This window comes from Mesorhizobium sp. L-8-10, assembly GCF_016756635.1.
Classification (GTDB): Bacteria; Pseudomonadota; Alphaproteobacteria; order Rhizobiales; family Rhizobiaceae.
The window spans coordinates 8,320,339-8,346,542 of record NZ_AP023263.1; the positions used below are offsets into that span (position 1 = coordinate 8,320,339).

Below are 26,204 nucleotides of genomic sequence, written 5' to 3' on the forward strand. Positions count from 1 at the left end.
AAGACGCCAGCGACCCGATTTCCCCGTGAGGCCCTTCATGACGACGGACACTGCCGAGACCGCCGCGGCGCAGGCGCGCCTGCTTTCCGCCGCGCTGCCCTATATGCAGCGCTATGAGAACAAGACCGTCGTGGTGAAATATGGCGGCCACGCCATGGGCGACATCGCGCTCGGCAAGGCCTTCGCCCGCGACATCGCCCTCCTGAAGCAATCGGGCGTCAACCCGATCGTGGTGCATGGCGGCGGACCGCAGATCGGCGCCATGCTCACCAAGATGGGCATCGAATCGAAGTTCGAAGGCGGCCTGCGCGTCACCGACCGGAAGACGGTCGAGATCGTCGAAATGGTGCTGGCCGGCTCGATCAACAAGGAGATCGTGGCCCTCATCAACGCCGAAGGCGAATGGGCGATCGGGCTCTGCGGCAAGGACGGCAACATGGTCTTCGCCGAGAAGGCCAAGAAGACAATGATCGATCCCGACAGCAATATCGAGCGCGTGCTCGACCTGGGCTTCGTCGGCGAACCGGTCGAGGTCGATCGCACGCTGCTCGACCTGCTTGCGCGCTCGGAGATGATCCCGGTGATCGCGCCTGTCGCTCCCGGCCGCGACGGTCACACCTACAACATCAACGCCGACACCTTTGCCGGCGCGATTGCCGGGGCGCTCGGCGCCTCGCGCCTGCTCTTCCTGACCGACGTGCCCGGCGTGCTCGACAAGGACAAGAAGCTGATCGACGAACTGACCGTCGCCGAGGCCAAGACCCTCATCAGGGACGGCACCATTTCGGGCGGCATGATCCCCAAGGTCGAGACCTGCATCGAGGCGATCGACCGCGGGGTCGAAGGCGTCGTCATCCTCAACGGCAAGACGCCTCATTCGGTCCTGCTCGAGCTTTTCACCGAGCACGGCGCCGGCACGCTGATCGTCCCCTGACGATGGATCCGGTCTTCAGGACCCTGGAGCGCCGAGCGTCCAGTCGGACGCGCGCGAAAGCCTCGACATGTCGCCCGACCGGACAAAGTGAGGGTTGAACGCGCGGTGCGGACCTGCTTTGCTGCAGGTCATGACGCGGCGGGTCTGCTCGGGAGCGAAGTGCCATGGGTCGGATCAATATACGCTACATCGTGACCGACGTGCAGAAAGCGGTCACATTCTATGAAGAGATGCTCGGTTTCCAGGTGGAGATGCAGCCGGCGCCCGGTTTTGCCGCACTCTCCAGGGACGGCATTCGCCTGCTCCTCAACGAGCCGGGTTCAGGCGGAGCCGGTCAGGCGATAGCCGGCGGCGAGCCCGCGCCCGGCGGCTGGAACCGCATCCAGATCGAAGTCGACGATCTCGCCGCGACGGCGAAGAGGCTCAAGCATGCAGGCTGCAGCTTTCGCGGCGAGATCGTGCTCGGCCGCGGCGGCAAGCAGATACTGGTCGACGATCCATCCGGAAATCCGATCGAACTGTTCGAGCCGACGCCGCGCGCGTGACTGCTCGGGGAGCACTGTCGGCTACGTGGCCGGTCGCTCGTCGGTTGTAGTCAACGCCCTGTATTTCTGCTGCAGTTCGGTCGCGCCCTGCAGGAAACGCAGTATCGTGGCCAGTTCCTCGCTCGTGAATCCCTGCAGGAAACGCGCACCGGCGTCGCCAATCGGCCGGTAGTAGCGCGCGGCGATCTCCTCCATGGCGCCGGTGGTTTCCACCATGACCTTGCGCCTGTCTTTCGCGCTGCGGGTCCGCCGGAGCAGGCCCCGCGCCTCAAGCCGGTCGATGAGGGCGGTGACGGCGGCCGGCGTCAGCCCGGTCGCCCCGGCGATCGCGCCCGCCGGTTGCGCACCGCCGTAGAGGAACGACAGGCAGCGGCGCTCGGCCGCGTTGAGCTGCAGACTTTCCCCTACCGCGTCGTCATAGGCTTGCGTGGCGTCCTGCCAGCGCATGACCGCCTCGCCGATGGCCGCGACGAGATCGTCCCGATCCGGGCTTGACGAATTTAGTTCGACCATCTAAATATCAATCTAACGTAATTTTCATCCGCCGCATCAATATGAACGTTGGCGTCGGCGTGCGCAAGTCCGGGAGAAGGATGATGCAACCACACAGCCGCGCGACCCTCGCGAGGCAGGAGCAATACATCTCGGGTTGGGAGGACCTCGCCCTGCGGCCGCGCGGCGCTGTGTATCCTCGGCATCGTGGCGCTTCTCCTGCACATCGCGATATTGGGAGCCCATCCATGACCGGCGCCGGCACGGCTGAGGCCGGACGTCAGGTTGCAATCATCGGCGCCGGCGTATCCGGTCTGGCACTGGCAATACGCCTGCTGCAGACCGGCTGGACCGTGGAGATTTTCGAGGCCCGCGGCGAAGAGGCGATCGGCGACGGCGCCTTCCTCACCCTGGCTCCGAACGGCATCAACGCGTTGCGGGCGCTCGGCCTGGCCGAGCGTATCTTCAGTCGCGGCATCCCCACGATCGGCTTCGAGATCCTCAACGCCGCCGGCAAACGCATCGCACGGCTCGACGAGCGCGAGGACCAGCGACGGGCGGGAGCGGCCAGCGTTACGCTCAAGCGTTGCGATCTGCTGGACGTGCTGCTTGGCGAGGCCAAGCGAGCAGGTGCCCGCATCCGGTTCGGCCATGTGTTGTCCGGGCTCGAGCGCGACGGCGACGGCGTGACGCTGCGCTTCGCCAATGGCGCAACGAGGGCGACAGAGTGGATCGCCGGCTGCGACGGGGTATGGTCGCGCACCCGCCGCCTTGCTTTCCCGGGCGCCCCGGACCCCGTCTATACCGGCCTTACCGGGACCGGCGGTTTCCTGGACCTTCCGTCAGTTGCGCCGACTAACGGCTTCATGCGCATGGTCTTCGGCGAGCATGCGTTCTTCGGCTACATCAAGGAGGGGGACGGCCCCGTCTTCTGGTTTGATTCCTTCGCGCTGGACGAGGAGACGGCGGTCGCCCGGCCCGACCCGACGATGCTCGCCGCCCTCCCGCGCGAACTTCACGCGACCGATCCGGCACCCGTGTGCGACATAGCCGCCGGCATCAGCCAGCTGCCGCGCGCTTATCCGGTCTTCGACATGGCGCATCTGCCGTGCTGGTACGACGACCGCGTCGTGCTCCTGGGGGACGCCGCCCATGCGGTCTCGCCGCATGCCGGGCAAGGCGCCTCGATGGCGATCGAGGACGCGGTTGTACTCGCCGCCTGTCTGGGCGCGCACCCCGCTCCGGCCGAGGCTTTCGCCGCCTATCAAGGGCTCCGTCGTGACCGCGTCGAGCGCATCGTCAGGATGAGCCGCCGCCGAGGATCGCAAAAACGGGTGCAGGGGCGGCTGGCACTCTTCCTGCGCGACCTGATCCTGCCCTTGGTCATTCCGGTCATGGCCCGCCGGCAGCGGGACGTGACGCTCTACCGGGCCGACCTCGACCCGCTCGTGAAGCCGCGGTGAGGTTCAACTGCCGACGACCCGTGCGAGATGGTCGCCCAGCCTGACGGCCAGCGCCGTGATGGTCGTCGCCGGCGTGCATTGACTGCCGGTCTCAGGCGGCCGCTGGCATGGGCTCGGTCACCGCGCGGTTGCGCCCGCAGTTCTTTGCTTCGTAGAGGCGTCGGTCGGCTGCCCTCATGAGTTCGGAGACACTCGCGTCGCGGCCGCATAATATGCCGCCGATGCTCACCGTCAGCGGGATCGGTTCGCCGTCGGTCGGGCTGAAGCGCAGCGCTTCGACCTCCTTGCGGATGCGCTCGGCGACACGGCGGGCATCGACGGCGGTGGCGCCGACAAGCAGGGCTCCGAACTCCTCGCCGCCGATCCGGCCAAGCACGTCGCTTTCCCGCACGCCCTGGCGGATCGCGCCGCAGATGGCCAGCAGGGCCTCGTCGCCTGCGAGGTGGCCGTGGGTATCGTTGATCTTCTTGAAATGGTCGGCGTCGATGATCAGCAATGCGCCCCGATCGATGCGCCGTCGCGAGGCGTCGATGGTCCCGAAGAAAGCCTCGCGCTTCAGCATCCCCGTCATCTCGTCGCGGTTCGCCTTTTCCGCGAGGCGCCTGTGCGCCGCCGCGAGCTGGGCATGGGCGCGCGCAAGCTCGCGATGCGCGACCTTCAGCCTCTGCTGCTGCGACAAGGTATAGGCGCTGGCGGGCCAAGCGATGAGGATCGGACAGAGCAGGCCCATAAGCAGCGCATTGCCGTCCATCGTGCCGCCGCGCACCGACAGCACGACCCACACGATGGCGAAGGACGCCAGCGCGGAGCAAAGAGCAACGCAACCCGATCTCAAAGCGATGCCGTTCATCCCGCCGCCCTCCATTGCCGGCGCGACCATTGCATCCGGGCGTTGAAGGCGGTCTTTCCCCGACCCGTAAAATTTGAACCGTCGGCCGAATTTCAGTCCCGCGCGGGGAGCCTCCCTCGCGGTCGGGGCCCGATTCTGTCGATCGGGTACAGCAACCGACTGAAGGCTTCCTTCCCGCCCGTTTCGTGGCATAAGAGACCCATGACCGAACTTCCCGATCCCGCCCGCTTCTCCCACGTCACCGACTGGGTGTTCGACCTCGACAACACGCTCTACCCGCATCACTCGAACCTGTTCTCGCAGATCGACGTGAAGATGACGGCCTATGTCGCCGAGCTGCTCAAGCTCTCGCGAGAAGACGCCCGCAAGCTGCAGAAGCAGCTCTATCTGGAGTACGGCACGACGCTGAACGGCCTGATGGAGCGCCACGCCATAGACCCGGACGACTTCCTGGAGAAAGTCCACGACATCGACTATTCGTGGCTGGTGCCGAATCCGGCGCTCGGGCAAGCTATCAGGTCACTGCCGGGCCGCAAATTCATCTTCACCAATGGCGATCGCGGCCATGCCGAACGCACGGCCCGTCAGCTCGGCATCCTCGACCATTTCGACGACATCTTCGACATCGTCGCCGCGGGCCTGACCCCGAAGCCGGCGCGCTCGACCTATGACAAGTTCATCGCCCTGCACCACGTCATGGGGCCGAATGCGGTGATGTTCGAGGATCTCGCTCGCAACCTGACCGTGCCGAAGGCGCTCGGCATGACGACCGTTCTGGTCGTTCCCCGCAATTTCGAGCCGACCTTCTCGGAGATATGGGAACGGGACCCTGCCTTCGACGACGACGTCGACTTCGTCACCGACGACATCACCACCTTCCTGGACGCCCTTATCGCGTCGCGCGCCGACTGATCGGGCCCGCTGGCGGATCGGGGGCGCCGGCGTTCAGTTCGACGTGTCGTGATTTGAATGGTCGTCGCCGGGCTTGCGCACGGGCAGCGAGATGTCGATCTTGCCGGCCTTCTCGAACTCCAACGAGAGCGGCACGCTGCTCCCATCCTTGAATGGTGTCGAGACCCGAAGGAACATCAGGTGCAACCCGCCAGGCTTCAGCTCCACCGCCGCGCCGGCCGGGATTTCCAGGCCGCCTTCGACCGGACGCATGACCATGACGTCGTTGACGACCTCCATCTTATGGACCTCGACCTTCGCCGCCGTTGGCGACGCGGCGGCGAGGAGCCGGTCGTCCTCGCTCCCCTTGTTGGTGATCGTCAGATAGCCGCCGCCTGACGGCTGGCCGGGCAGCATCGCCCGGGCCCAGCCCGCCGATATCTCGATATCGCCGACCGCTGCGGACTTCGCCTCGTCGGCGCGGGCCCTGCCGGAATAGGCGGTCAATACGGCGATGATGGTCAGCGCCACCGCGGCGGCGAACTGCAGGGAAAGTCGGTTGCTCATCTATCCTCGCACCAGAAGCGTCGTCCTCGCGGCAACAGCTATGGACAGCTTGCGGCACTTTCCAGGCGAGCACCATGCGTCATCCGAGCACAGTGATCGAACGCCGCGCGAGGCGGCCGCAATCAGAGCTTGTAGAACCGGCTGATGATGTCCCAGGCCTCGTCGGCCGTCTCGGCATAGTCGATGATGTCCTGGTCGCCGGGCGAAATCGTGCCTTGCTCCATCAGGAAATCGAGGTCCAGGGCGCGTTCCCAGAACGCCTTGCCGAACAGGATCACCGGCACCCGCTCCATCCGGCCGGTCTGGATCAGGGTCAGCGTCTCGAAGAACTCGTCGAGCGTGCCGAAACCGCCGGGGAACACCGCCACCGCCTTGGCCCGCATCACGAAATGCATCTTGCGGATCGCAAAATAGTGGAAGTTGAAGCAGAGTTCCGGCGTCACATAGGGGTTCGGCGCCTGCTCGTGCGGCAATACGATGTTGAGGCCGATCGACGGCGCGCCGACATCGGCCGCGCCCCTGTTTCCAGCCTCCATCACGCCTGGTCCGCCGCCGGTCACCACCACAAATTCCCGATAATAGGAAGCGGCCGAGTGCTGTGAGCATAGCCGCGCGAATTGGCGCGCCTCGTCGTAATATTTGCTGTTCACGAGCAGGTTTCGCCGCTGGGTCTCGGTCTTGGCCGCCCAGGCCTCGCCGCCCGGCTCCGGCAGGCGGGCGCCGCCGAACATGACCACGGTCGAACGAATGCCGCGTTCGGCGAGTATCATCTCGGGCTTCAGCAGTTCGAGTTGCAGACGCACCGCACGCAACTCGCGCTGCGTCATGAACTCTTCGTCGTTCCAGGCGAGCCGATAGGTAGGAGATTGCGTCTGAGGCGTGGACGGGGTTTTCCTTGCCCGCTCAAGATCCTCGTCCGAGTGCGGCAGCGGGGTCCATCCCGCCTTTTCCATCGGATTCATGATACTCCCGATCCCATCGTATCGCCGCACCGTCCCCGGCACGGCCCTGATTGACCCTCAACCAGCCTTGACATAGGGTCCGCGCCGATTTGAGGCCATGTGTTCGCAAGAACCCTATGCCCCACCCCTTAACACGACGTCAAATGGAGGCCCCTGATGCCGAAGCCCGACCTTGCCAGCCTCAAGAGGACGATCGACAAGGCTTTCGAGGACCGCGAGGCCGTGTCCACTGCCACGCGCGGCGAAGTGCGCGACGCGGTCGAGACCGCGCTCGGCCTGCTCGACCGCGGCGAGGCGCGCGTCGCCGAGCGGCGCGCCGACGGCCAGTGGCAAGTCAATCAGTGGCTGAAGAAGGCGGTGCTGCTTTCCTTCCGGCTCAACCCGATGGAGGTCATCGCCGGCGGTCCCGGCCAGTCCGTCTGGTGGGACAAGGTGCCGTCGAAGTTCGACGGCTGGGGCGCGGTCGACTTCGAGAAGGCCGGTTTTCGCGCCGTGCCGAACTGCGTCGTGCGCCGTTCGGCCTATGTCGCTCCGGGCGCGATCCTGATGCCGTCCTTCGTCAATCTCGGCGCCTATGTCGACACCGGCACGATGGTCGATACCTGGGTGACGGTGGGTTCCTGCGCCCAGATCGGCAAGAATGTGCATCTGTCCGGCGGCGTCGGCATCGGCGGCGTGCTGGAGCCTATGCAGGCCGGTCCGACGATCATCGAGGACAATTGCTTCATCGGCGCCCGATCCGAGGTGGTCGAGGGCTGCATCGTGCGTGAAGGCTCCGTGCTCGGCATGGGCGTCTTCATCGGCAAGTCGACCAAGATCGTCGACCGGACGACGGGCGAGATCTTCTACGGCGAAGTACCGCCGCATTCGGTCGTGGTCGCCGGCGCCCTGCCCGGCAAGCCGCTGCCCAATGGCGAACCCGGCCCCAGCCTCTATTGCGCCGTGATCGTCAAGCGCGTCGACGAGAAGACCCGCTCGAAGACGTCGATCAACGAACTCCTCAGGGACTGACGTCCCGCGAACCAACGGATGCGATCCGCGTGCCCGACCCGTCACAACTCGTCTGGCTGTTCTTCCGCTTCCCGGGCCGCGTCAGCCGCGCGGCCTATTTCCTTGCGAGCCTGCTGGTCGTGCTCATCCAGGCATTCCTGCTCCATCGCTTCACACTGGTGCCGCCGGAAAGCTCCGAGGCGCAGCTTTGGGCGCTCGCCTTCTTCATCGCGGCGCTGATGTCTCTGTGGGCCAATATCGCGCTTGCCGCAAAGCGGTTCCACGACTTCGGCAAGTCGGGCTTTTGGGGTCTCATTTCGCTCGTCGCGGGGATCGTGCTGGTCCTCATCCTCAGCTTCATCCCCGGCGACCCCGGCGCCAATCGCTACGGGACACGTCCGAACGCTGCCGCCTGATCATGTCCCTCTTGCCTGATCGGCTGTAAGTGCACGTTCTCGCGTACCGGAGACGATGATCTCGAGGACCTCGTGCTCGTCGGTGTCCCTGACATAGCGGTCGCCGACATTCTCGCCTCGCTTCAGCACCATGACCCGGTCGCCCACGGCGAAAATGTCGACGAGCCGGTGTGAGATGATGATCTGAGCCACGCCCTGCTTCTTGAGTTCCAGCATGGTCTCGAGCAGCCGCTCGGTCGCCATTACCGAGAGATTGGCGGTCGGTTCGTCGAGGATCACGACGCGCGGGCCGAACGAGATCGCGCGGGCGATCGCCACGGATTGCTGGCGCCCGCCCGACAGGCTCTCCACCTTCTGATAGACGGAATTCACGTCGACCTTGAGCCGTTTCAGCACGCTGTCCGCTTGTGCATACATCTTGCGCCGGTCGACGAAGAGACCTTTGAGAGGCCAGCGGCCGAGAAAGATGTTCTGGCCAACGTCCATGTTCCCGCAAAGAGCGAAATCCTGGTAGATCATCTCGATGCCGGCGTCGCGGCTCTCATGCGGGCTCTTGAACTGCACCGGTTGCCCGGCGACGAAGATCTCGCCGGCATCGCGTTGATAGGCGCCGGTGAGGATCTTCATGAGCGTCGACTTGCCGGCCGAGTTGTCGCCGACCAGGCCGAGAATCTCGCCCGGATAGAGCCGGAGGTCGACCTTGCAGAGCGCCTGCACGGCCCCAAAGGCTTTTTCGATACCCCGCATTTCCACGATCGGCTCGGGTTGTGTCTCACGCATCGGCAGCTTCCGGTGTCCGTGCTCTTGCGAGGCGCGTTCGCAGGCGTGCGAAGATGTTAGCCTGGCGCACCCAAATGTCGATCAGCACCGCCACGATGAGGATGACGCCGATGAAGACGTTGATCCAGTGCTGCGGCATGCTGAAGCCCTGCACATTGAGCTGCAGGAGTGCGCGCACGAGCGTGATCACCGCCGCGCCCGCGAGCGCGCCGATCACCGTGCCATAGCCGCCGAAGATCGACCCGCCGCCGATGATGACCGAGGCGATGGCGTCGAGTTCGCGGAACTGGCCGGCGACCGGATTGAAGCTGCGAAAATAGGCGACATTGATGATCCCCGCCATGGTCGCGCAGAGTGCTGCCAGCATGAGCGAGACGAAGCGTACCCGGTTGGTGTTGATCCCGGCATAGGCGGCGGCGCGGATGTTGCCGCCCGTTGCATAGACCTTCTGTCCGAACGGCGCATAGGCCAGCACGACCCCGGCGATCAGGGCGACGAGAAGCATCCAGATCGTCTGGACGCTGACGACTTCGGCTATCGTGCGGACAATCCCGTCGGGAAGCGACATGCGGAAGTGAAGCAGGATGTCGTTCACCTTGCGGCCGAGCAGGTTGTAGCCTTCCGGCCAGCCGGTAAGCTGCTGGCCGGCCACAAACCACGCGGCGAGGCCGCGAGCGACGTAGTACATGCCAAGCGTGGCGATAAAGGCCGGCAGTTTGAAGCCGACCGTGACGACGGCATTGACGAAACCGGCGGCCATTCCGGCGAGCAATCCCATGGTGACCGCGGTGAGCGGATCGGCGCCCAGAACCTTCAGGAAATAGGCCGCCGTGCTCCCGGCCAATGCCAGAACGGCCCCGACCGACAGGTCGATGTCGCCGGCTGCGATGACGTAGGTGAGCCCGATCGTGATCAGCGCCAGTTCGGTGTAGTTGAGCAGGATCGCGAAGGTGTTGGACAGGTTCCACCAATAATCGGGCCTGAGGGCGAGGCCTGCCAACCACAGCAAGACAGTCAGGATGATGGCCAGTGAATCCCGCCGGGCAAGGAACTTCCCGGGCCCGGTCGCCGACAGCGCCATGTCCATCGCCATCGCCCCCTTGGTCTGGACGCCCTCGAGGGCAACGCCGCCGATCTCATAGACGGGTGGCGGCGGCATGCCGCGGAGCCAGGCCCAGAACCGCGTCACGATCTGGCGGCGAATGAGATGGGGCTCGATGAGCACGGCGACCACGAGGAGCAGCCCGAGGAAGACCGGCACCGCACCCACCGGTAGGGAGTAGATCGCGTTGACCGCCACCTCCTCGTCGCCGATCCTGATCATGCGCGTGATCGGCCAACCCTCGCGAAGCACCTTGTCGAGGAGCACGACGAGCAGGGCGCCGAGACAGGACCCGGCAATGCGACCGCGGCCGCCGAGGATCGAGGTGCCGCCGATGATCACCGCGGCAATGACGGTCAGCTCGCCGCTGACACCGTAGAGGGGGGTCACGCCCTTGTCCTGGGTCGCCGACAGGAGGCCGGCGAGGGTGGCGCAGAGCGAGGAGATCAGATAAGCGCGGATACGCACCCACCGCGTCGAAATGCCGGCATAGACCGCCGCCTGCTCGTTGCCGCCCGTCGCGAAGGTCTCGTAGCCCCAGCGGGTCTTGGCGAGCACATAAGCGCCAATCACGGCAACGGTGGCGAAGATCAGAATCTGGTTGTTGAAGCCGAAGACATTCGCCTCGCCGAGGTGAAAGAAGAACGGATGGTCCTTCGCCTTGGCGGGATAGTAGATGGCCTGGCCGTGGGTGAGCGCGAGCACGAAGCCGCGGCCGATGAAAAGCATCGTCAGCGTGGCGATGAACGCCGGCACTTTCAGGATGGTGACGAGCACGCCGTTGGCGAAGCCGATCACCGTACCCAGAAGCACGCAGAGAATCACCGAAGTGACCACGTCGAGATCGAGAAAGTTCGGCGCGAACAGCCTGGCGAAAACGACCGCGACCAGGCCATAGGTGGAGCCGACCGAGAGGTCGAGATCCTTGTTGACGATGACGAAGGTCATTCCAACCGCGATGATGGCAACCCGCGAGGTGTCGCGGAGCAGCGCATGAAAGGCCTCCGTCGACCCGAAGAAAGCCGGATTGACGAAGGCGCCGCCGAGATAGAGCAGCAAAAGCAGCGCGAGAAGCCCCGCCTCCCAGCCGCCGACGAGCTGGGACGGTGCGCGGCCTGGCCGTGTGGTCGCGTCAGCCCGCATTTCTCTCGCTCCAGGTGGCACTGCGGGAGGGCTCACCCTCCCGCGTCGATCCGAAACGTCCGAGAAAGATCAGTTCTCGAAGCGCTTGCCGACGTTGCCGACGGTCTCCTTCGTCACCAGTTGTGCGCGCGTGTCGAGATTGGCCGCCGAGATTCCACGGTCGATCTGCAGATAGAGCTGCATGACCGGCCAGAACCCCTGCAGGAAGGGCTGCTGCCCAAGCGCACCGGTCAGGTCGCCGCTCTTCAACGCGTCCTGCTGGGCCGGGCCGAGGTCGAAGCCGTAAGCGCAGATCTTGCCGGTCATTCCGGTCTGGGCGACCGCCTTGACGAGCGCCGGCGTGAACACGTTGTTGCCCGCGAAAGCGCCGACGACGTCACCGCGCGATTCGAACAGCGTCACGATGCCGCTCACCGGATCGTTCGGATTGGTGTCGATCCCCGTGTTCTCCGGACCCGCATCGACCTTGAAATTCTCGAGCTTGCCGGCATCCTTCAGGCCCTTGACGACCGCGTTGAATGCCGACATCACGCGGTTGTTGACTTCGATGTTGCCCATGGCCGTCGACGAGGGAAACACGATCGAACCCTTCTCGATGCCCTTCTCCGCCAGGCACTTGACGAGCGCCTCGCCCGCGATCGCGGCAGCGGACGCGTCCTGGCCGGTATGGCCGATGCCGCTGCGATTGAGGATGGTGCCGTCGAAGGAATTGGTCGTGGCGACAGGGATGCCTTTCGCCTCGGCGGTCTTGACGATGTCGTTGTAGGCGCCGACCTGGGGCGTCGTCATGATCAGCCCGTCGATCGTCGGGTCCTGCACGATCTGGTTCAGGATCTCGATCTCGCGGGCCGGGTCGTCGGTCGGCGATTCCGAGCCGAGCAGCAGGATCTTGGCGCCGATCAGGTCGCCGGCGACTCTCGCGCCGACATAGACCGGATCGAAGAAGCCATTGCCGGCAGTATGCGTCACGATGGCGAAAGTGAGATGGCCATCTGCCGAATGGAAGTCCTTGGTGCCGGCGTCCTCCTTTGCTGCTTCTTCAAAATTGTAGCCGCCGACGGCCTTCTCGACGCTGCCGGACTGCGCGAAGGCGCACGGAACGCCGAGCAACAACGCCGCGGCGCTCGCCGCGAGCGGGAAAATACGTCGCATGATTTTCCTCCCTTGCAACCAACGGGTCGGAAGCCGTTCGGGCGCATTTGTTCAGGGGGACCGAATGCTTCTTCCCGCAAGGGGATATTCTGCCTAAACCCGACCGAGGTAAATAGCGTCCCCGGCCGCGCGGACGTCCTCGGGCGCCAGCCCGGGCGGCCCCTCGCCTTTCGCCTCTGCGGCGCGCACCAGCGCCGCGATGCTGCGCGACAGCGGAGCGTCGGCGCCCGAGGCCATCGCCAGATGCACGATCGCGCCCTGGAACTCGTCGATCTCGGTCGGCTGTCCGCGTTCGAGATCGTCCCACATGGACGACCGCGCCCTGGGATCGACGGCCAGCATGCGCCGCGCGAGCAGGCCGAACAGGATGTCGGGCAGGCGCAGCACGACCGGCAGCAGCGCGGGCGTCGGCCCTCCGGCCCGCGCCGGCTTGATGCCCGCCTTGCGCATCACCGCCAGCGCCTCGGCGATCTGGTCCGCCAGCAGTAGCCGCCAGCGCCGATCGGCAAGCTGGGTGGCAAGAGGCAGGCCGGACAAGGCGTTCAACGCATTGTTCAGATTGAGCAGCAGCTTGCCCCAGAGCACGGCTGTCATGTCGTCGCTTTCTCCGACGGGGAAACCCTCGACATCGAGGAAGCCGGCAAGATCGGGAACGCCCGCCTCGATCAGGCAGCGTCCGCTCGTGGTTCTATGGAACGATGGCGCACCGGCCCCGTCGATCGACTGGACCACGTTGAACGGCACCATGCCTGCAAGAACAACGCGACCGGCGCCGAGCCGCGACCGCAGGACCTCGCCGTTGCGGACGCCGTTCTGCAGGCTGAGCACGATCGCGTCGGGCCGCGCATGGGCGGCGATCAGCCCCGCCATCTCTTCCGTCGCTCCGCTCTTGACCGTGACCAGCACGATTCCTGCATCGCGCAGCGCCAAGGCAGGGTCGTCGGTCACGCTCACCGTCCCGGACGCGACCTTTCGGCGACGACCGTCGAGATCGACAACAAGCAAGCCTTCCCTTTGGATCGCCGTCACCAGGCGAGGGCGAGCGAGCAAGGTCACGTTACGGCCCGTGAGCGCCAGGCAGCCTCCCGCGTAGCAACCGATGCTGCCCGCACCCGCGATCGTCACCGGCATCCTGGTCTCGAACATGTCGTCGCCCTCGCCCTCCATCACCGCATGGCATCACAATCGCGTCAACCATCGGCTGAATGCCAATCGTCGGCCCGTTGCTGGCCACGTGACAGGTCCTGCCGATTCGACTATCCATCGCCGCCATGAGCCTGCCCGTCGATCCCGCCGCCAACCTCGCTACCCTGATCCGCTGCCCGTCGGTGACGCCGGCCGAAGGCGGCGCGCTTGCCGCGCTTGAAGGGCTGTTGCGGCCGCTCGGCTTCGCGGTGGAACGCCCGGTCTTTTCCGAGGACGGCACGCCCGACATCGAGAACCTCTACGCACGCCTTTCGGGCAACGGCCCGCATCTGATGTTCGCCGGGCATACCGACGTCGTGCCGGTCGGCGACGAGGCGTCATGGACGCACCCGCCTTTCGCGGCCGAAATCGCCAATGGCGAAATGTACGGACGCGGCGCGGTCGACATGAAAGGCGGCATCGCCTGCTTCCTCGCCGCAGTGGCGCGCCATGTCGCCGAACACGGCAAGCCCAGGGGCTCGGTCTCCTTCCTCATCACCGGCGACGAGGAAGGCCCGGCCATCAACGGGACGTCGAAGCTACTCGGCTGGGCGGCGGAAAAAGGCGAAAGCTGGGATGCCGCGATCGTCGGCGAGCCGACCAACCCCGAAGCACTCGGCGACATGATCAAGATCGGCCGACGCGGTTCGGTGTCAGGGATCGTCACCGTCAATGGCCGCCAGGGCCACGCCGCCTATCCGCATCTCGCCGACAATCCGGTGCGCGGTCTGGTCACACTGGTCGACGCCTTGCTGGCGCCTGCCTTCGACGAGGGAACCCGCGACTTCCAGCCGACCAACCTGGAAGTCACCACGATCGACGTCGGCAACCCGGCGACGAACGTCATCCCGGCCAAGGCCACGGCCGCCTTCAATATCCGCTTCAACGACAGCTGGACGGCAGAGACGATCCAGGCGGAAATCCACAACCGGCTCGACCGGGCCGCCGGCCACCGAAAGCTGCGGCCCGGACGCAAGGATCGGATCGACTACGAACTCGTCTGGCGCGACAGGCCGAGCCATGTCTTCCTCACCCGCGACGACAGGCTGATCGACGCGCTCTCCGCCTCGGTCGCGGCGGTGACCGGCCGCACGCCGTCGCTCTCGACCTCGGGCGGCACCTCGGATGCGCGCTTCATCAAGGATTTCTGCCCGGTCGTGGAATTCGGCCTCGTCGGCAAGACCATGCATATGGTCGACGAGCGCGTCGCGCTCTGCGATCTCGAAATGCTGACGCAGATCTATCAGCGTTTCCTTCAGGATTGGTTCGGCTAGAATCCCACCATGCTTGCGGCGAACGAAATCCAGAGCAGTCTTTCCGGAGCCTGGCGGCTGATGATGGGCAAGGCGGACGGGCTGCGCCTGCTCGACCTTTCGGCCGACGGCTTCTGGAACTCATTTTTCGCCATGATCGTCGCCCTGCCGGCGCTGCTGGTGAGTTGGACGAGTTTCGCGGCCGACCTCTATCCCGGAGCGGATCTCTATGGCGAGCGCATCGCCTTGATCCCGCGCATCGCCGTCATCGATTTCTGCGCCTGGGTGCTGCCGCTGGTCGGCCTCGCCATCGCCGCGAAGCCCATCGGGATTCGGCCCCGCTTCGTCCACTACGTCGTGGCCAGCAACTGGGCTTCGGCCATCGTCGCCTGGATGATGATGCCGCCCGCCATGCTGCGGCTGATCTTTCCCGCCGCCGGCGATGCAGCCTCGCTGATCTCGGTGGCGCTGCTGCTGCTCTCCCTGGTCTTCACCTGGCGGCTGACCAACGCAACGCTGAACAGAGGTCCCGGCCCGGCAACCGCTGTCTTCGCCGGCATGCTCATGGCGTCGCTGGTCGTCCTCTACGCGCTCCAGACGGCGCTCGGTGTCACGCCGCCACTCGAGGCGCCGGTATAGTCCACCTGGACGAGATAGAGGCCCTCCGGCGGCGCAAGGCCGGCACAGGCGGCCCGGTCGCATGCCTCGAGCGCCGCCTGGACGTCCGCCACCGTCCAGGCGCCCTCGCCGGCCCGCTTCAGCGTCCCGACCATCGAGCGCACCTGGTTGTGGAGGAAGGACCTGGCCGAGGCGCGGATCTCGATCATCACGCCCGAACGCGTCACGTCGAGGCGGTCGAGGGTCCTCACCGGGCTCTTGGCCTGGCAATGCGCCGAGCGGAAAGTTGTGAAGTCGTGACGGCCGACGAGGACCTGCGCCGCCTGGTGCATTGCCTCGGCATCGAGCGGCTTGGGCACCCACCACGCCTTGTTCCTATCGAGCGCCAGCGGGGCGCGCCGGTTGGCAATGCGGTAGAGGTAATGCCGCCCCACGGCCGAGAAACGCGCATCGAAGTCGTCGCCGACGCGCGCCGCGGCGAGGATCGCCACGCGCTCGCCGGCCATGCCCAGATGCGCGTTCAACGCATCGCGGACCGTCTCGGCCGGCCACTCCTTCAAGAGGTCGACATGGGCCACCTGCCCAGTTGCATGGACCCCGGCATCGGTGCGGCCGGCGCCGCGCAGCGACACCTCGTCCCGCGAGAAACCCCGGATCGCCTGCTCGATCGCGGCCTGCACGGAGTGCTGTCCGGCCTGCCTCTGCCAGCCGGCATAGGCAGTGCCGTCATATTCGATGTCGAGGCGGTAACGCGGCATCGGCGGGAAAAGGCTGTGCTTGAGTGGTTTCAGAGCGCGCCAAAGGGCGTGGCGTAGACGAGCTTACCGGTTTCAGGCGCTTCGCCCCAGGCGATCGCCTGCAGCGCCTCGCATTGATAGGTGCTGGCGAAGCCGGCCGCACGCCCATGCTCGTATCCGAAGCGACCATAATAGGCGGGATCGCCGAGCACGATCGAGAGCTTTTCGCCAGACGCCCGAAGCCGCTTGTGCGCATGGTCGATCAGCGCGCGGCCGACGCCCTTGCCCTGCCAGTCGGGCACGACGGCCGCCGGCGCAAGGGCAACCCCCGGAAAACGATCTTTGCCGGCTTCGACGAAGACGCGCGAGAACAAGATATGGCCGATGATCTCACCTTCGCGCTCGGCGACCAGTTCCAGCACCGCGTCGTTGGCCGCGACGAGGCTGTCTACGAGGATGGCCTCGCCCATCCCGCCGAAAGCACTCGCTTCCACGTCACGGATCACGTCGCGATCCCGTTCTTCCGCCAAGCGTATCGTCAGACCCTTCATGTCAACCTCGCTCCTTTGCCGAGCTTGGCTCCACGCAGGAACTCCTCCGCGCCGATCGCCTTGCCTCCGGCCCGCTGCACCGACGTCAGCCGCACGGCGCCGGTCGCACAGCCGATGGTCAGGCGCTCGTCGAGGATCTCGCCGGGGGCGCCCTTTCCTTCCGCTCGCGTCGAGCCGAGCAGTTTCAGCCGCTCCGTCCGTCCGCCGATCTCCACTTCGCACCACGCCCCCGGCGCGGGGGCGAGGCCGCGGATGCGATCATGCACCAGTTCGGCCGGCAAGTTCCAGTCTATCCGTGTCTCGGCCTTGTCGATCTTGCGGGCATAGGTCACGCCCTCGCCGGATTGCGGCACCAGCGGGAGCGTGCCCGCCTCCAGATCCGCCAGCGCCCTCACCATGAGCTTCGCGCCCACGTCCCTCAACACGTCGTGCAGTTCGCCTGATGTCATGTCTGCGCCGATCGTCACCTTCTCGGTCATCGCCACCGGCCCGGTGTCGAGGCCGGCTTCCATCTTCATCACCATCATGCCGGTCTCGCGATCGCCCGCCATGATCGCCCGCTGGATAGGTGCCGCGCCGCGCCAGCGCGGCAGCAGCGAGGCATGGCCGTTATAGGCGCCGAGCCGCGTTCCCTCGAGGATGGGCAGCGGCAGAAGCAGCCCATAGGCAACGACCACCGCCACGTCGGCATCGAGCGCGCGGAAGGCAGATTGCTCGACCTCGCCCTTCAGCGAGACCGGAACGCGCACCACGATACCCAGCCGCTCCGCCTCGCGCTGCACCGGCGACGAAGTCAGTTCGAGCCCTCGCCGTCCAGCCGGTCGCGGCGGCTGCGTGTAGACGGCCACGACCTCATGGCCCGCTTCGGCCACGGCACGCAGCGTCGCAACCGAGAAATCGGGGGTTCCCATGAAGATAACACGAAGGGGCATCGTCGGGTCCGGCCTCAGGTCCTGCTTGGCGCCGGCCGCACCATCGGCACGCGCTGCGCGCTTCAAACGGCTTTACGCGCCCCAGGTCAACCCCGTCCAGCCATGCTGGTCTTGGGCGAGATTCAGGGAACCCCACTCCGGTCCGCCGGTTCGAGCCTTCAACTGTAGAGATACCCCACGCCGCGGATCGTCCTGATCACTTCCGGCTTGGACGGATCCGCCTCGATCTTCTTGCGCAGGCGGGAAATCCGTATGTCTATGCTGCGGTCGAAGGGGTCCCAGCCGCGATCATGCGCGAGTTCGAGAAGCTGATCGCGGTTCAGTATCCGTCCGCGATGCTCGGCGAACACCTTGAGAAGCTGAAACTCCATCGGCGTAATCGCGATCTCGCGTCCCTCGGCGTCGAAGAGCTTATGCGCCTCGGGATCGAAACGGCATGTGCCGAACTGGGCCTGATGGCGCGGCTGGCTTTCCGTCACCTGAGCGGCTCGTTCCCGCCCCGAGGTCCGCCGCAGCACTGCCTTGATGCGGGCCAGCAGTTCGCGCAGGTCCACCGGCTTGGCGATGTAGTCGTCGGCGCCGATCTCCAGACCGACCACCCGGTCGATCACCCCTGCGGAACCGGTCAGCATGATGATGGCCAGGTCGGAATGCTCGCGCAGGTAGCGAGCGAGGGAGAGGCCATCCTCTCCGGGCATCCGGATATCCAGGACCACCACATCGACCTGTTGGGCGCCGACGATCGCGCGCAGGGCCGGACCGCCGTCCGCCGGCGTGACGGCATAGCCGTTGCGCTCCAGATACTCCGCCACGGTGGCGCGAAGATCCGGCTCGTCATCGCAGACGACGATGTGGGCCTTGGCGGTCAAAGCTCTGTCCAACGAGCGATCCTGAAGCCTGTACCGGCTTGCACGAAGCCTGGACGAGGGACTTTCCCCGGCGCTGGCGCCTGCCGGCGCGCTCCGAGGACCGCCCGGCGGATTGAGGCCAAACTCTTGTCTCAGGCTGGCAGCGAGCTTCCGTGAAGCGGGGCGATGAGTCAACACTCCTCTCCTGCGACATGCATATTGACGATTTTGGAAACGAAGAGACGGAGTTCTGCGGGTTTCACGGGCTTCTCCAAATAGGGACATCTGGTTGCGCGCAGGAAACCCTGCGCGTCCGGGCTGATCGTGTCGCCGGTCAGGAAGGCGAGCCTGTCGAGTTCGGCGGGATGGTAATCGGAAATGTGCCGGAACAGGCGACGGCCATCCATGTTCGGCATCTTCAGGTCGCTCAGTATCAGGGCAAACGATCGTCGACCCAATTGCGCCAGGGCCTCCTCGCCTGAACGGGCTACCGTCACACGGAAGCCGTCATTCGACAGGACCTCGGCAATGAGGTCGCCGACCTCCTTCTCGTCATCCACCACCAGGCAGGCGAGACCGGTGGGAGCCGCCAGCTCCGTTCGCGCGACCTCGCTTGCCGCCTCGCCCCTATCCGAGGCGGGCAACGAAACAACGAAGGCCGATCCGCCGCCTTCTGACGTCTCCACCTTTATGGTTCCCCCGTGGGACTGGACGATACGGTGACAGAACGACAGCCCGATCCCCGTGCCCGCCCCGACATCCTTCGTCGTGAAGAAGGGCTCGAAGATGCGCGGCAGTATGTCCTTCGGGATCCCAGGCCCCGTGTCGGCGATCTTGACGACGACGCAACCGCTCCTTGGCCGAAGCTTCGTCGAGACCGATATCCTCCTGCGGCCCTCCCAGTCGTGCAGGGCCTGTTCGGCATTGACGAGCAGATTGATCAGGACCTGGCTCAACTGGTCGGGATCGGCCCAGATCGGCGGAAGTCCCGGCTGGTGGCGGACCGACAGCTCGATGTCGGAAGACCTGATCGCATATCCCGCCACCTCGATGGCTGCGGCGACGACATCGGCGATCGCCACATTCGAGGTCTGGGCGGGCTGCTGCCTGGCCATCGCCAGAAAGGTCCTGACGATGCGGGCGCAACGCTCCGCGGCCCTGCAGATCTTGTCGGCCCTCTCGGCCGTCTTCGCGTCCGTCGCAGTCTCCTTCAGCATCAGCGACATGCCGAGCACGATCGACAACGGGTTGTTGAGCTCGTGCGCCACTCCCGCCAGCAGCCCCCCCAGCGCCGACATCTTCTCGTTCTGGTGAAGCGTCTCGCGCTGGCGTTCCAGTTCCTGCTGCATCTCGATACGGTCGGTCAGGTCGTAGGTATGCGAGACGATGACCTTCTCGCCCTTGAAGTCGATGAGGCGGGACGAAATCGAGCACCAGCACGCCTCACCATTCCTGCGCCGCAACTGGGTTTCGAATTCGTCGACGGCCCCTTCCTTCAGCAGCCGCTCCACATAGTGCTGCCGGGCGAGCGGATCGACGTAATATTCAAGCGCGCTGGCTGCATCGCCGTGCAGTTCCTCGGCCGCGGGGCTGCGATAGAGCAGCTTTCCGTCATGGGCGCGCGTCATCTGGATGTTGACCGGGCAAGCCTCCAGCACCTTGCGGACCAGTTCGTCGGCCTCCTTGGCTGCCAGTTCCGCCTTCTTGCGTTGGGTGATGTCGACCCGCGTCACGACGAAGCCGCCGTCACGCGTCGGACAGTTCGAAACGAAGAACCAGCCGCCGTCGGTATGCTGGAATTCCTGCTGGCGGAATTCACGACGGTCCTTCGCCCTTTCGGCCAGCCATTCGTCGATCTTGTCTGATGGAACCGGGAACTGGTTGCGCTCCGCCGTGACCCGCAGGAAATCAAACCAGTTCACGCCAGGGACGAGAACGTCGGCACTCATGGCGTGCATCTTCCGGTACTGACTGTTCGCAAGGACGAGGCGATCGTCCTTGTCGTAAAGCGCAAAGCCCTCGGCCAGCGACTCGATCGCATCGGTCAAACGCTCATTCGCCTGCCGGGTCTGCTCCCTCGCGCCGATCATGTCGTCGATGTCGGTCGTGTTGGAGACGATCACCCGCCGGCCCTGGAAATCGATCAGCCGCGCCGAGATCGACCCCCAGAAGATATTGTCGTCGGCATCGTATTGCCGCGCCCGGAAGTCGTCGATTCTGCCCTTGTCGAGCAGCACGCGGATCAGTGTCTTGCGGTCGTCCGGGTCGACATAATAGTCGCTGAGCTGCGGACGATCGCCGTAGAGCTCCCTGCTGGCCGGATTGCGGTAGAGGGTCTCCCCTTCGACCGTCGACATCCGCGTCGGCGACGGACAGGCATCGAGCACTTTCTGCATAAGCGCGGTCGCCTCGCGCTCGGCAGCCTCGGCTCTCTTGCTTTCGCTGATGTCGGCCCGCGTCACCACGAAGCCGCCGAGATCGGTGTGATGGATGGAGATCGCATGCCACCGGCCGTTGCCGAGATCCACCTCGAAGCGGCCCGGGAGTTCCCTGCGGTTGCGCATGCGTTCTTCGAGCCATTCGTCCTCACGGCCCATCGCGTCAGGATAGAGGCCGCGGCGCGCTGTCTCCCGGAGAAGGTCGGTCCATTTCATGCCCGGCTCGAGCATGGCTTCCAGCGGATGGTTCATCTGACGATAGAGGCTGTTGCAGATGACCAGACGATCGTCGTCGTCATAGAGCGCAAATCCTTCGGAAAGCGACGCGATGGCATCGGCAAGCATTTCGCGGGCGAGCGCGACCTCACCGGCGCGCTTCTTCTGCCGCGTCACGTCGGCAATGCCGGCCAGAACCACGTGCCGGCCCTGGACTTCGACGATCTTCAGGTTGCCGACTGCCCAGAACTCTTCTCCGTCCGGCGGCCTCAGCAGCGCTTCGCAATTCTCGACCGCGCCCTCCCGCAGCAGTTCGCGGGCAATCTCGACATATTGGCCACGATCGACAAAATAATCGGCGAAACGGTGCGGCTTGTCGCCGGCCTTGCCTTCGCGCCCCAACAGCCGCTCGGCCATGTTGCTTTGATAGATGACTTCACCCGTGACGGCATCGATCATCCAGACCGGCAACGGATGGTTCTTGATCAGGAAACCGAACAGATCCTCGCGCCGCTTGCGTTCCGTGATGTCCAGAACCCCGATGATCAGCGCCGGGCGCGCACGGTAGATGCCGCGCCTGCAATTGGCTGAACACCACGCGGTCGAGCCGTTGGTGCGGCGGAACTGGATTTCCTGGTCGCGGACGATGTCCTTGTCGCCCGCCCGCGACCGAACGGCGTCGAACTCGCCCTGATCGATGCAGTAGTCGGTCAGATACTGGCGTTCACGCGGCCGCCAGGCGCGGCCAAGCAGGTTCGAAGCGTCCAGGCTTTCATAGAGGATTTCGCTGCTTTCTTCATCGACGACCCACACAGGCAGAGGGTGGCTATCCGTTATGCAGCGGAAGATCTCGGCATTTTCCGCATGAGCAATCTGGGCGCGCTTCATTTCGGTGATGTCGACGGTCACCAGGGCCGACCCACCATGCGGCCGTGGGTGTCTCGTCAGTAGTTTCCAGTGCCCGTCGAGGGTCTCCGCCTCGATGGGCGGCTGGTCCAGCCGCCAGCGCGCCGCCGCTCGCTCGATGAAGTCCTCGGTCGGCTCGACAGCGAGCCCGTCGAAACTCTTGAAGCGGGCAAGGAGCCCACCGACGACCGACGCGACGTTTCTCGGTGACTTGCCGCGACCAGACTTTCTGATCGTGCCGGCTGTCTCCGGATCGGCGTCGACCAACAGGCCGTCGCTGTCGAAAAGAGCATATCCCGTGTGCATGGTGGCCACCGCGATATAGTTGCAACCGCTAAATTAGGTCTCGCTTGTATCGAGAGCGTTTCGGGCACTCGCTGTTTTGTTTCAGCCGTTTCACCATCCGTCGAGACGATGAGACTGACAGGACAGCCTCAGCGGCTCGCTCGCCCCGCCGCCGGTTCCGGCATCCCTGCACAATACCGACCCTCCTGCCGCCGAATGCCTGGCCCAAGACCCAGTCGACCGCCACGAAGGTTCAGCTGTCATTGATACCAGGACTGAAACAAACGAAGCAATAACGCACCAGAACAGAAAAACTCACGAAACATGCGTGAGCTAAACCTCACAGTGTCGTCGATTGGGCGACATCAACCAACGGAGCACTGACATGTCTACTTTGGCATCCGAACCGATCAACGGCGGCATCGGCAAAATTCTGGCCGCATCAGTGGTCGCCGCCTGGCGCGCGTTTCGCTCGTACAGGGCACGCCGCCTCACCATGTTGAAGCTCTCGGAACTCAATGACCATGAATTGAAGGACATCGGCATAACCCGATCCGAGATCGTTTCGATCGCCTACGGGTCGCCGGGTCAGCGGAGGCGCAGCCATGACAGCATCTGCTTTTGAACCGATCGCCCTCCATCCGGTCGTCGCCGACCCGCATCCGCCTGTCCTGGCATTGCACGCGTCGGCGAGTTCGGGTGCGCAATGGAAGGGGCTCGCCGACTACCTTCGCGGTCGCTACCGGGTGATCGCGCCGGATCTGCCGGGCTATGGCATGGCGTGCCTGCATGGGTCGCGCAACCTCGCTGATATCGCCGACCGCGTGGTCGGAGCGATGCTGGGAACCAGCGTGTCGATGCATGTGGTCGGGCATGGGCTCGGCGCGGCCGTCGCCCTGGAAATCGCGGCGGTGCGACCGGGTCTCGTGCGCAGCCTGACATTGATCGAACCGATGGCCTTCCATCTCCTGCGGGACGGCGACGGTTCCGATCTGGAACTGTTCAGCGAGCTTTCCGACCTTGCCGGGCGGATGGCTGCCTTGACCGCTGCGGGATGTCCCGAGGCGGGGATGCAGGCCTATGTCGATTTCTGGTATGGCGACGGCGCCTGGAGCAGAACCGGCGCCGGCCTCAGGAAAGTCCTTGCGCGACAGGCAGAGCATGTCGCGCGGGATCTCCTGGGATCGCTTGCATTGAACCGGTCGGCCGCGCACTGGAGCGACATCCGCTGTCCGACGCTTGTCGTCATGGGACTGGAAAGCCCCGTCGCCAGCCTTCGCGTCACCGAGATGGTAGCGGAAACGATCAATGGAGCGCGCCTGATGATGATTTCGGAGGCGGGCCACATGGCGCCGCTGACCGATCCGCACATCATCGATCCCATGATCGGCGTGCATCTCGGAATGGCCGACGGGCTCGGCTGGCCCGTCCGGGACCGCGCAGCCTGACATCAAAAGGCAGTGGATGTCGGTTTCCAGTGGGCGCCGAAGCATCCACCCGTCGTGGATGCTGCGGCATCCACGGGACCCTCGACTGCCGGCGCTGCCCCTCCGGGCCGCCTGGCTTTCGCGCCGACGGGCACGGGCCTCGCGGTCGCGTGCTCCAAAGGTCGATCTTGTCGTGTTGCAGGTTCCGGCGGCAGGCCGATGGCCTATCCAACCATCCGCTTCGGCGCCTTGTCCCTGGCGAGCTTCTTGAATTTCTTGACGACCATGTCGCGCTTCAGCTTCGAGATATGGTCTATGAACAGCACGCCGTTCAGATGGTCGATCTCATGCTGCAGGCAGGTCGCCATCAGTCCGTCAGCCGTGATCTCCTGCTCCTTGCCGTCGCCGTCGACATATCTGACCTTGACCACGGCAGGCCGCTCGACTTCGGCATAGTAATCCGGAATGGACAGGCATCCCTCTTCATAGACCGAGCGCTCGTCGGAGCGCTCGACGATCTCAGGATTGACGAAGATATGCGGAGCCTTCTCCTCGCCCTCCTTGGCAAGGTCGATGACCAGCATCCGGATCGGCTCGCCCACCTGTATCGCTGCAAGCCCTATGCCCGGCGCATCATACATGGTCTCCAGCATGTCGCCGGCGAATTTGCGCAGCGTATCGTCGACGCGCTCCACCGGCCTGGAAACCTGGCGGAGCAACGGATCGGGCAGAAGAATAAGAGGCTTGATCGTCATGCGCCTCACCTATGATGTCGCACTGGAGGCGTCAACCGGCCGTGCCGCCGCATGTTCATGTTCTGATCTGTTTCAGCAGGCCGAATCGGTTATGTTCACGACATGAACGAACTGACGAGCCTCCTGGCCGAACCCGTCGCCCGCCTCGGCGCGACGACGGTCACGCTTGGCCAGGCGTTGGGGCTTGGAGCCGGACTCTTCATTCTGTTCTTCCTCGTCCTGATCATCGCGTTATGGCGGTCGTCCCGCGGCCGCGCAGCCGTGGCGGAGGAGGCGGCCGAGCATGCGCGCGACACTGAAGCCCGCATGACCGCCATCCTGCAGGCCCAGTCGGAAATGCAGGGACGCATGGGCGCGATCGCGGATGTGTTCGGCGCACGTCAGGCCGAGCTCACCCAGGCGATCGGCCAGCGGCTCGATGCGATGACCGGCCGCATCGGCCAGACCATGGCCGACCAGACGCGCTCGACCCACGAGAGTCTCGCGAAGCTGCAGGAGCGGCTGGCGGTGATCGACACGGCCCAGGGCAACATCCAGTCGCTCGCCGGACAGGTCGTGCAACTCCAGGCTATCCTGTCCAACAAACAGGCGCGCGGTGCCTTCGGCCAGGCGCGCATGGAGGCCATCGTTGCCGACGGGCTGGCGCATGGCGCCTATGAGTTCCAGCCGACCCTGTCCAACGGCAGCCGGCCCGACTGCCTCATCAGAATGCCCAACGAAACGCCGTCGCTGGCGATCGATGCGAAGTTCCCGCTCGAAGCGTGGAATGCGATCCGCGCGGCCGAGAGCGCCGACGCACGGCGGGTGGCCGGCCAGGCGTTCCGGCGGGACATCGAGGTCCATATCCGCGATATCGCCGACAAATATCTGATCCCGGGCGAAACGCAGGACACGGCCTTCATGTTCGTGCCTTCCGAATCCGTGTTCGCCGAGATCCACGAGAACTTCGAGGCGATCGTCCAGCGCGCCCACCGGTCGCGGATCGTCATCGTCTCGCCGTCGCTGTTGATGCTGTCGATCCAGGTCATCCAGACGATCCTGAAAGACGCGCGCATGCGCGAGCAGGCGCATCTGATCCAGGGCGAAGTGGCCCGCCTGATGGAGGACGTCGCCCGGCTCGACGAAAGGGTGCGCAAGCTGCAGGTCCATTTCGGCCAGGCGGGCAAGGACATCGACGATATCCTCGTTTCGACAGGCAAGGTCACCAGACGGAGCCGGAAGATCGAGGCGCTCGAACTGGGCGGCGATCGCGCCGATCCGGCAGATGCTGCGGCTGACGGCGAGAACGGCGTGACGGCACGAGCCGCGGAGTCGCGAACCGGGCAGTTGCGGCTGCGCGTCGTGGACGGCGACGAGGCCTGAAAAGGATCAGTTCTCGTGCGGCGATGCAGCCGCCAGCGCCATGCAGATGACCTTTGTCGAACCGGAATGCGCCGCCATCTTGACCTCTTCGCCGCGACTGCGGCGGCCGCCGTAGGTCCTCAAGCAGTTTTCGGCATGGACCGGCGATGCCGATGCAAACCGCCTCTTGAACATCCCGGGACTTCGCGTTTCATTTCATGGCCACCATCCGGAGGAGCGAACCATGGCAAAAGGTCAGATGAAGGCGCCCAAGGAAGCACGCAAGCCCAAGAAGGACGCAAAGAAGCCCGCGGCCCCCGCCATCAAGGCGGCGCCCGTGAAGGCGATGAGGATCAAGGAAAAGTAGCAGCGCCCTTCGAGATCGTCCGAGCCGCGGCTCGTCCGGCCGTCCGCGGCCGGACATA

26 protein-coding genes are annotated in these 26,204 nt (G+C 65.1%); 12 read left to right on the plus strand and 14 right to left on the minus strand.

Translation table 11 applies throughout. From position 1 onward, the window contains the following. The first annotated feature begins 37 nt into the window (after positions 1 to 37). Positions 38 to 934, plus strand: coding sequence for an acetylglutamate kinase (gene argB, locus JN280_RS38470; RefSeq protein WP_202309389.1), 897 nt, complete (start codon positions 38 to 40; stop codon positions 932 to 934). 164 nt (positions 935 to 1,098) lie between these two features. Beyond that, complete coding sequence (locus JN280_RS38475) at positions 1,099 to 1,479, plus strand: VOC family protein (protein WP_202309390.1); 381 nt, start codon at positions 1,099 to 1,101, stop codon at positions 1,477 to 1,479. Positions 1,480 to 1,500: 21 nt separating this feature from the next. On the opposite strand, the gene JN280_RS38480 is transcribed toward JN280_RS38475, so the two are convergent. Further along, a complete protein-coding gene (locus JN280_RS38480) occupies positions 1,501 to 1,992 on the minus strand; it encodes a MarR family winged helix-turn-helix transcriptional regulator (RefSeq protein WP_202309391.1) in 492 nt (163 codons plus the stop codon). Positions 1,993 to 2,219: 227 nt separating this feature from the next. Between JN280_RS38480 and JN280_RS38485 the strand changes: the two genes are divergently transcribed. Then, on the plus strand, positions 2,220 to 3,434 hold the full coding sequence (locus JN280_RS38485; RefSeq protein ID WP_202309392.1) for an FAD-dependent oxidoreductase: 1,215 nt from the start codon (positions 2,220 to 2,222) through the stop codon (positions 3,432 to 3,434). A 91-nt stretch (positions 3,435 to 3,525) separates the two neighbouring features. Here the strand turns inward: JN280_RS38485 and JN280_RS38490 are convergent, their stop codons facing one another. After that, positions 3,526 to 4,284 (minus strand): GGDEF domain-containing protein, encoded by a 759-nt coding sequence (locus tag JN280_RS38490; RefSeq protein WP_202309393.1) that lies wholly within the window; start codon positions 4,282 to 4,284, stop codon positions 3,526 to 3,528. 201 nt (positions 4,285 to 4,485) lie between these two features. Here JN280_RS38490 and JN280_RS38495 point away from each other — a divergent pair, with 201 nt between their 5' ends. Further along, on the plus strand, positions 4,486 to 5,196 hold the full coding sequence (locus JN280_RS38495) for a pyrimidine 5'-nucleotidase (RefSeq protein WP_202309394.1): 711 nt from the start codon (positions 4,486 to 4,488) through the stop codon (positions 5,194 to 5,196). Positions 5,197 to 5,229: 33 nt separating this feature from the next. Here the strand turns inward: JN280_RS38495 and JN280_RS38500 are convergent, their stop codons facing one another. Both JN280_RS38500 and JN280_RS38505 read right to left on the minus strand, forming a co-directional pair. Then, entirely contained in the window at positions 5,230 to 5,742 is a 513-nt protein-coding gene (locus JN280_RS38500) for a copper chaperone PCu(A)C (RefSeq protein ID WP_202309395.1), read from the minus strand. A gap of 122 nt (positions 5,743 to 5,864) precedes the next feature. Further along, a complete protein-coding gene (locus JN280_RS38505; protein ID WP_202309396.1) occupies positions 5,865 to 6,704 on the minus strand; it encodes an LOG family protein in 840 nt (279 codons plus the stop codon). Positions 6,705 to 6,860: 156 nt separating this feature from the next. Here JN280_RS38505 and dapD point away from each other — a divergent pair, with 156 nt between their 5' ends. Together dapD and JN280_RS38515 are read left to right on the plus strand one after the other, a co-directional pair. After that, a complete protein-coding gene (dapD, locus tag JN280_RS38510) occupies positions 6,861 to 7,715 on the plus strand; it encodes a 2,3,4,5-tetrahydropyridine-2,6-dicarboxylate N-succinyltransferase (protein WP_202309397.1) in 855 nt (284 codons plus the stop codon). Positions 7,716 to 7,744: 29 nt separating this feature from the next. Further along, complete coding sequence (locus JN280_RS38515) at positions 7,745 to 8,110, plus strand: DUF805 domain-containing protein (protein WP_202309398.1); 366 nt, start codon at positions 7,745 to 7,747, stop codon at positions 8,108 to 8,110. Here JN280_RS38515 and JN280_RS38520 read toward each other — a convergent pair whose 3' ends face one another. From JN280_RS38520 to JN280_RS38535, 4 genes are all read right to left on the minus strand, one after another. Beyond that, positions 8,111 to 8,890: an ATP-binding cassette domain-containing protein gene (locus JN280_RS38520; RefSeq protein ID WP_202309399.1), complete on the minus strand. Its 780-nt coding sequence runs from the start codon at positions 8,888 to 8,890 to the stop codon at positions 8,111 to 8,113. Next, complete coding sequence (locus JN280_RS38525; protein ID WP_202309400.1) at positions 8,883 to 11,135, minus strand: ABC transporter permease; 2,253 nt, start codon at positions 11,133 to 11,135, stop codon at positions 8,883 to 8,885. The genes JN280_RS38520 and JN280_RS38525 overlap by 8 nt, the downstream gene beginning before the upstream one ends. 69 nt (positions 11,136 to 11,204) lie before the next feature. Beyond that, a complete protein-coding gene (locus JN280_RS38530) occupies positions 11,205 to 12,287 on the minus strand; it encodes a substrate-binding domain-containing protein (RefSeq protein WP_202309401.1) in 1,083 nt (360 codons plus the stop codon). A gap of 93 nt (positions 12,288 to 12,380) precedes the next feature. Continuing rightward, positions 12,381 to 13,433 (minus strand): 2-dehydropantoate 2-reductase, encoded by a 1,053-nt coding sequence (locus tag JN280_RS38535; protein WP_202309402.1) that lies wholly within the window; start codon positions 13,431 to 13,433, stop codon positions 12,381 to 12,383. Positions 13,434 to 13,558: 125 nt separating this feature from the next. Here JN280_RS38535 and dapE point away from each other — a divergent pair, with 125 nt between their 5' ends. Beyond that, positions 13,559 to 14,746: a succinyl-diaminopimelate desuccinylase gene (gene dapE / locus JN280_RS38540; RefSeq protein WP_202309403.1), complete on the plus strand. Its 1,188-nt coding sequence runs from the start codon at positions 13,559 to 13,561 to the stop codon at positions 14,744 to 14,746. A gap of 9 nt (positions 14,747 to 14,755) precedes the next feature. After that, positions 14,756 to 15,364 (plus strand): transporter, encoded by a 609-nt coding sequence (locus tag JN280_RS38545; RefSeq protein ID WP_202309404.1) that lies wholly within the window; start codon positions 14,756 to 14,758, stop codon positions 15,362 to 15,364. Here the strand turns inward: JN280_RS38545 and truA are convergent. From truA to JN280_RS38570, 5 genes are all read right to left on the minus strand, one after another. Further along, a complete protein-coding gene (truA, locus tag JN280_RS38550; RefSeq protein WP_202309405.1) occupies positions 15,310 to 16,101 on the minus strand; it encodes a tRNA pseudouridine(38-40) synthase TruA in 792 nt (263 codons plus the stop codon). The two genes, JN280_RS38545 and truA, sit on opposite strands and share 55 nt — an antisense overlap. Before the next feature lie 29 nt (positions 16,102 to 16,130). After that, positions 16,131 to 16,631, minus strand: a complete 501-nt coding sequence (locus JN280_RS38555) for a GNAT family N-acetyltransferase (RefSeq protein ID WP_202309406.1) — start codon at positions 16,629 to 16,631, stop codon at positions 16,131 to 16,133. Then, complete coding sequence (fmt, locus tag JN280_RS38560; protein WP_202309407.1) at positions 16,628 to 17,563, minus strand: methionyl-tRNA formyltransferase; 936 nt, start codon at positions 17,561 to 17,563, stop codon at positions 16,628 to 16,630. The genes JN280_RS38555 and fmt overlap by 4 nt, the downstream gene beginning before the upstream one ends. A 158-nt stretch (positions 17,564 to 17,721) precedes the next feature. Then, positions 17,722 to 18,444 (minus strand): response regulator, encoded by a 723-nt coding sequence (locus tag JN280_RS38565; protein WP_244742718.1) that lies wholly within the window; start codon positions 18,442 to 18,444, stop codon positions 17,722 to 17,724. 158 nt (positions 18,445 to 18,602) lie between these two features. Then, the gene (locus JN280_RS38570) at positions 18,603 to 22,277 is read right to left on the minus strand and encodes a PAS-domain containing protein (RefSeq protein ID WP_202309408.1); all 3,675 of its coding nucleotides are present in this window, start codon (positions 22,275 to 22,277) and stop codon (positions 18,603 to 18,605) included. 364 nt (positions 22,278 to 22,641) lie between these two features. Between JN280_RS38570 and JN280_RS38575 the strand changes: the two genes are divergently transcribed. Continuing rightward, positions 22,642 to 22,881, plus strand: coding sequence for a DUF1127 domain-containing protein (locus tag JN280_RS38575; RefSeq protein ID WP_202309409.1), 240 nt, complete (start codon positions 22,642 to 22,644; stop codon positions 22,879 to 22,881). Beyond that, the gene (locus JN280_RS38580) at positions 22,862 to 23,704 is read left to right on the plus strand and encodes an alpha/beta fold hydrolase (RefSeq protein ID WP_202309410.1); all 843 of its coding nucleotides are present in this window, start codon (positions 22,862 to 22,864) and stop codon (positions 23,702 to 23,704) included. Before JN280_RS38575 ends, JN280_RS38580 begins: the two co-directional genes overlap by 20 nt. Positions 23,705 to 23,907: 203 nt before the next feature. Here the strand turns inward: JN280_RS38580 and def are convergent, their stop codons facing one another. Further along, positions 23,908 to 24,438 carry a peptide deformylase gene (def, locus tag JN280_RS38585; RefSeq protein ID WP_202309411.1) on the minus strand — a complete coding sequence of 177 codons (531 nt, stop codon included), beginning with the start codon at positions 24,436 to 24,438 and terminating at the stop codon, positions 23,908 to 23,910. Between the two features lie 102 nt (positions 24,439 to 24,540). On the opposite strand from def, the gene JN280_RS38590 reads away from it, so the two are divergent. Together JN280_RS38590 and JN280_RS40080 are read left to right on the plus strand one after the other, a co-directional pair. Then, the gene (locus JN280_RS38590) at positions 24,541 to 25,800 is read left to right on the plus strand and encodes a DNA recombination protein RmuC (protein WP_202309412.1); all 1,260 of its coding nucleotides are present in this window, start codon (positions 24,541 to 24,543) and stop codon (positions 25,798 to 25,800) included. 223 nt (positions 25,801 to 26,023) lie between these two features. Then, a complete protein-coding gene (locus JN280_RS40080; protein ID WP_274609055.1) occupies positions 26,024 to 26,146 on the plus strand; it encodes a hypothetical protein in 123 nt (40 codons plus the stop codon). Positions 26,147 to 26,204 lie beyond the last annotated feature (58 nt).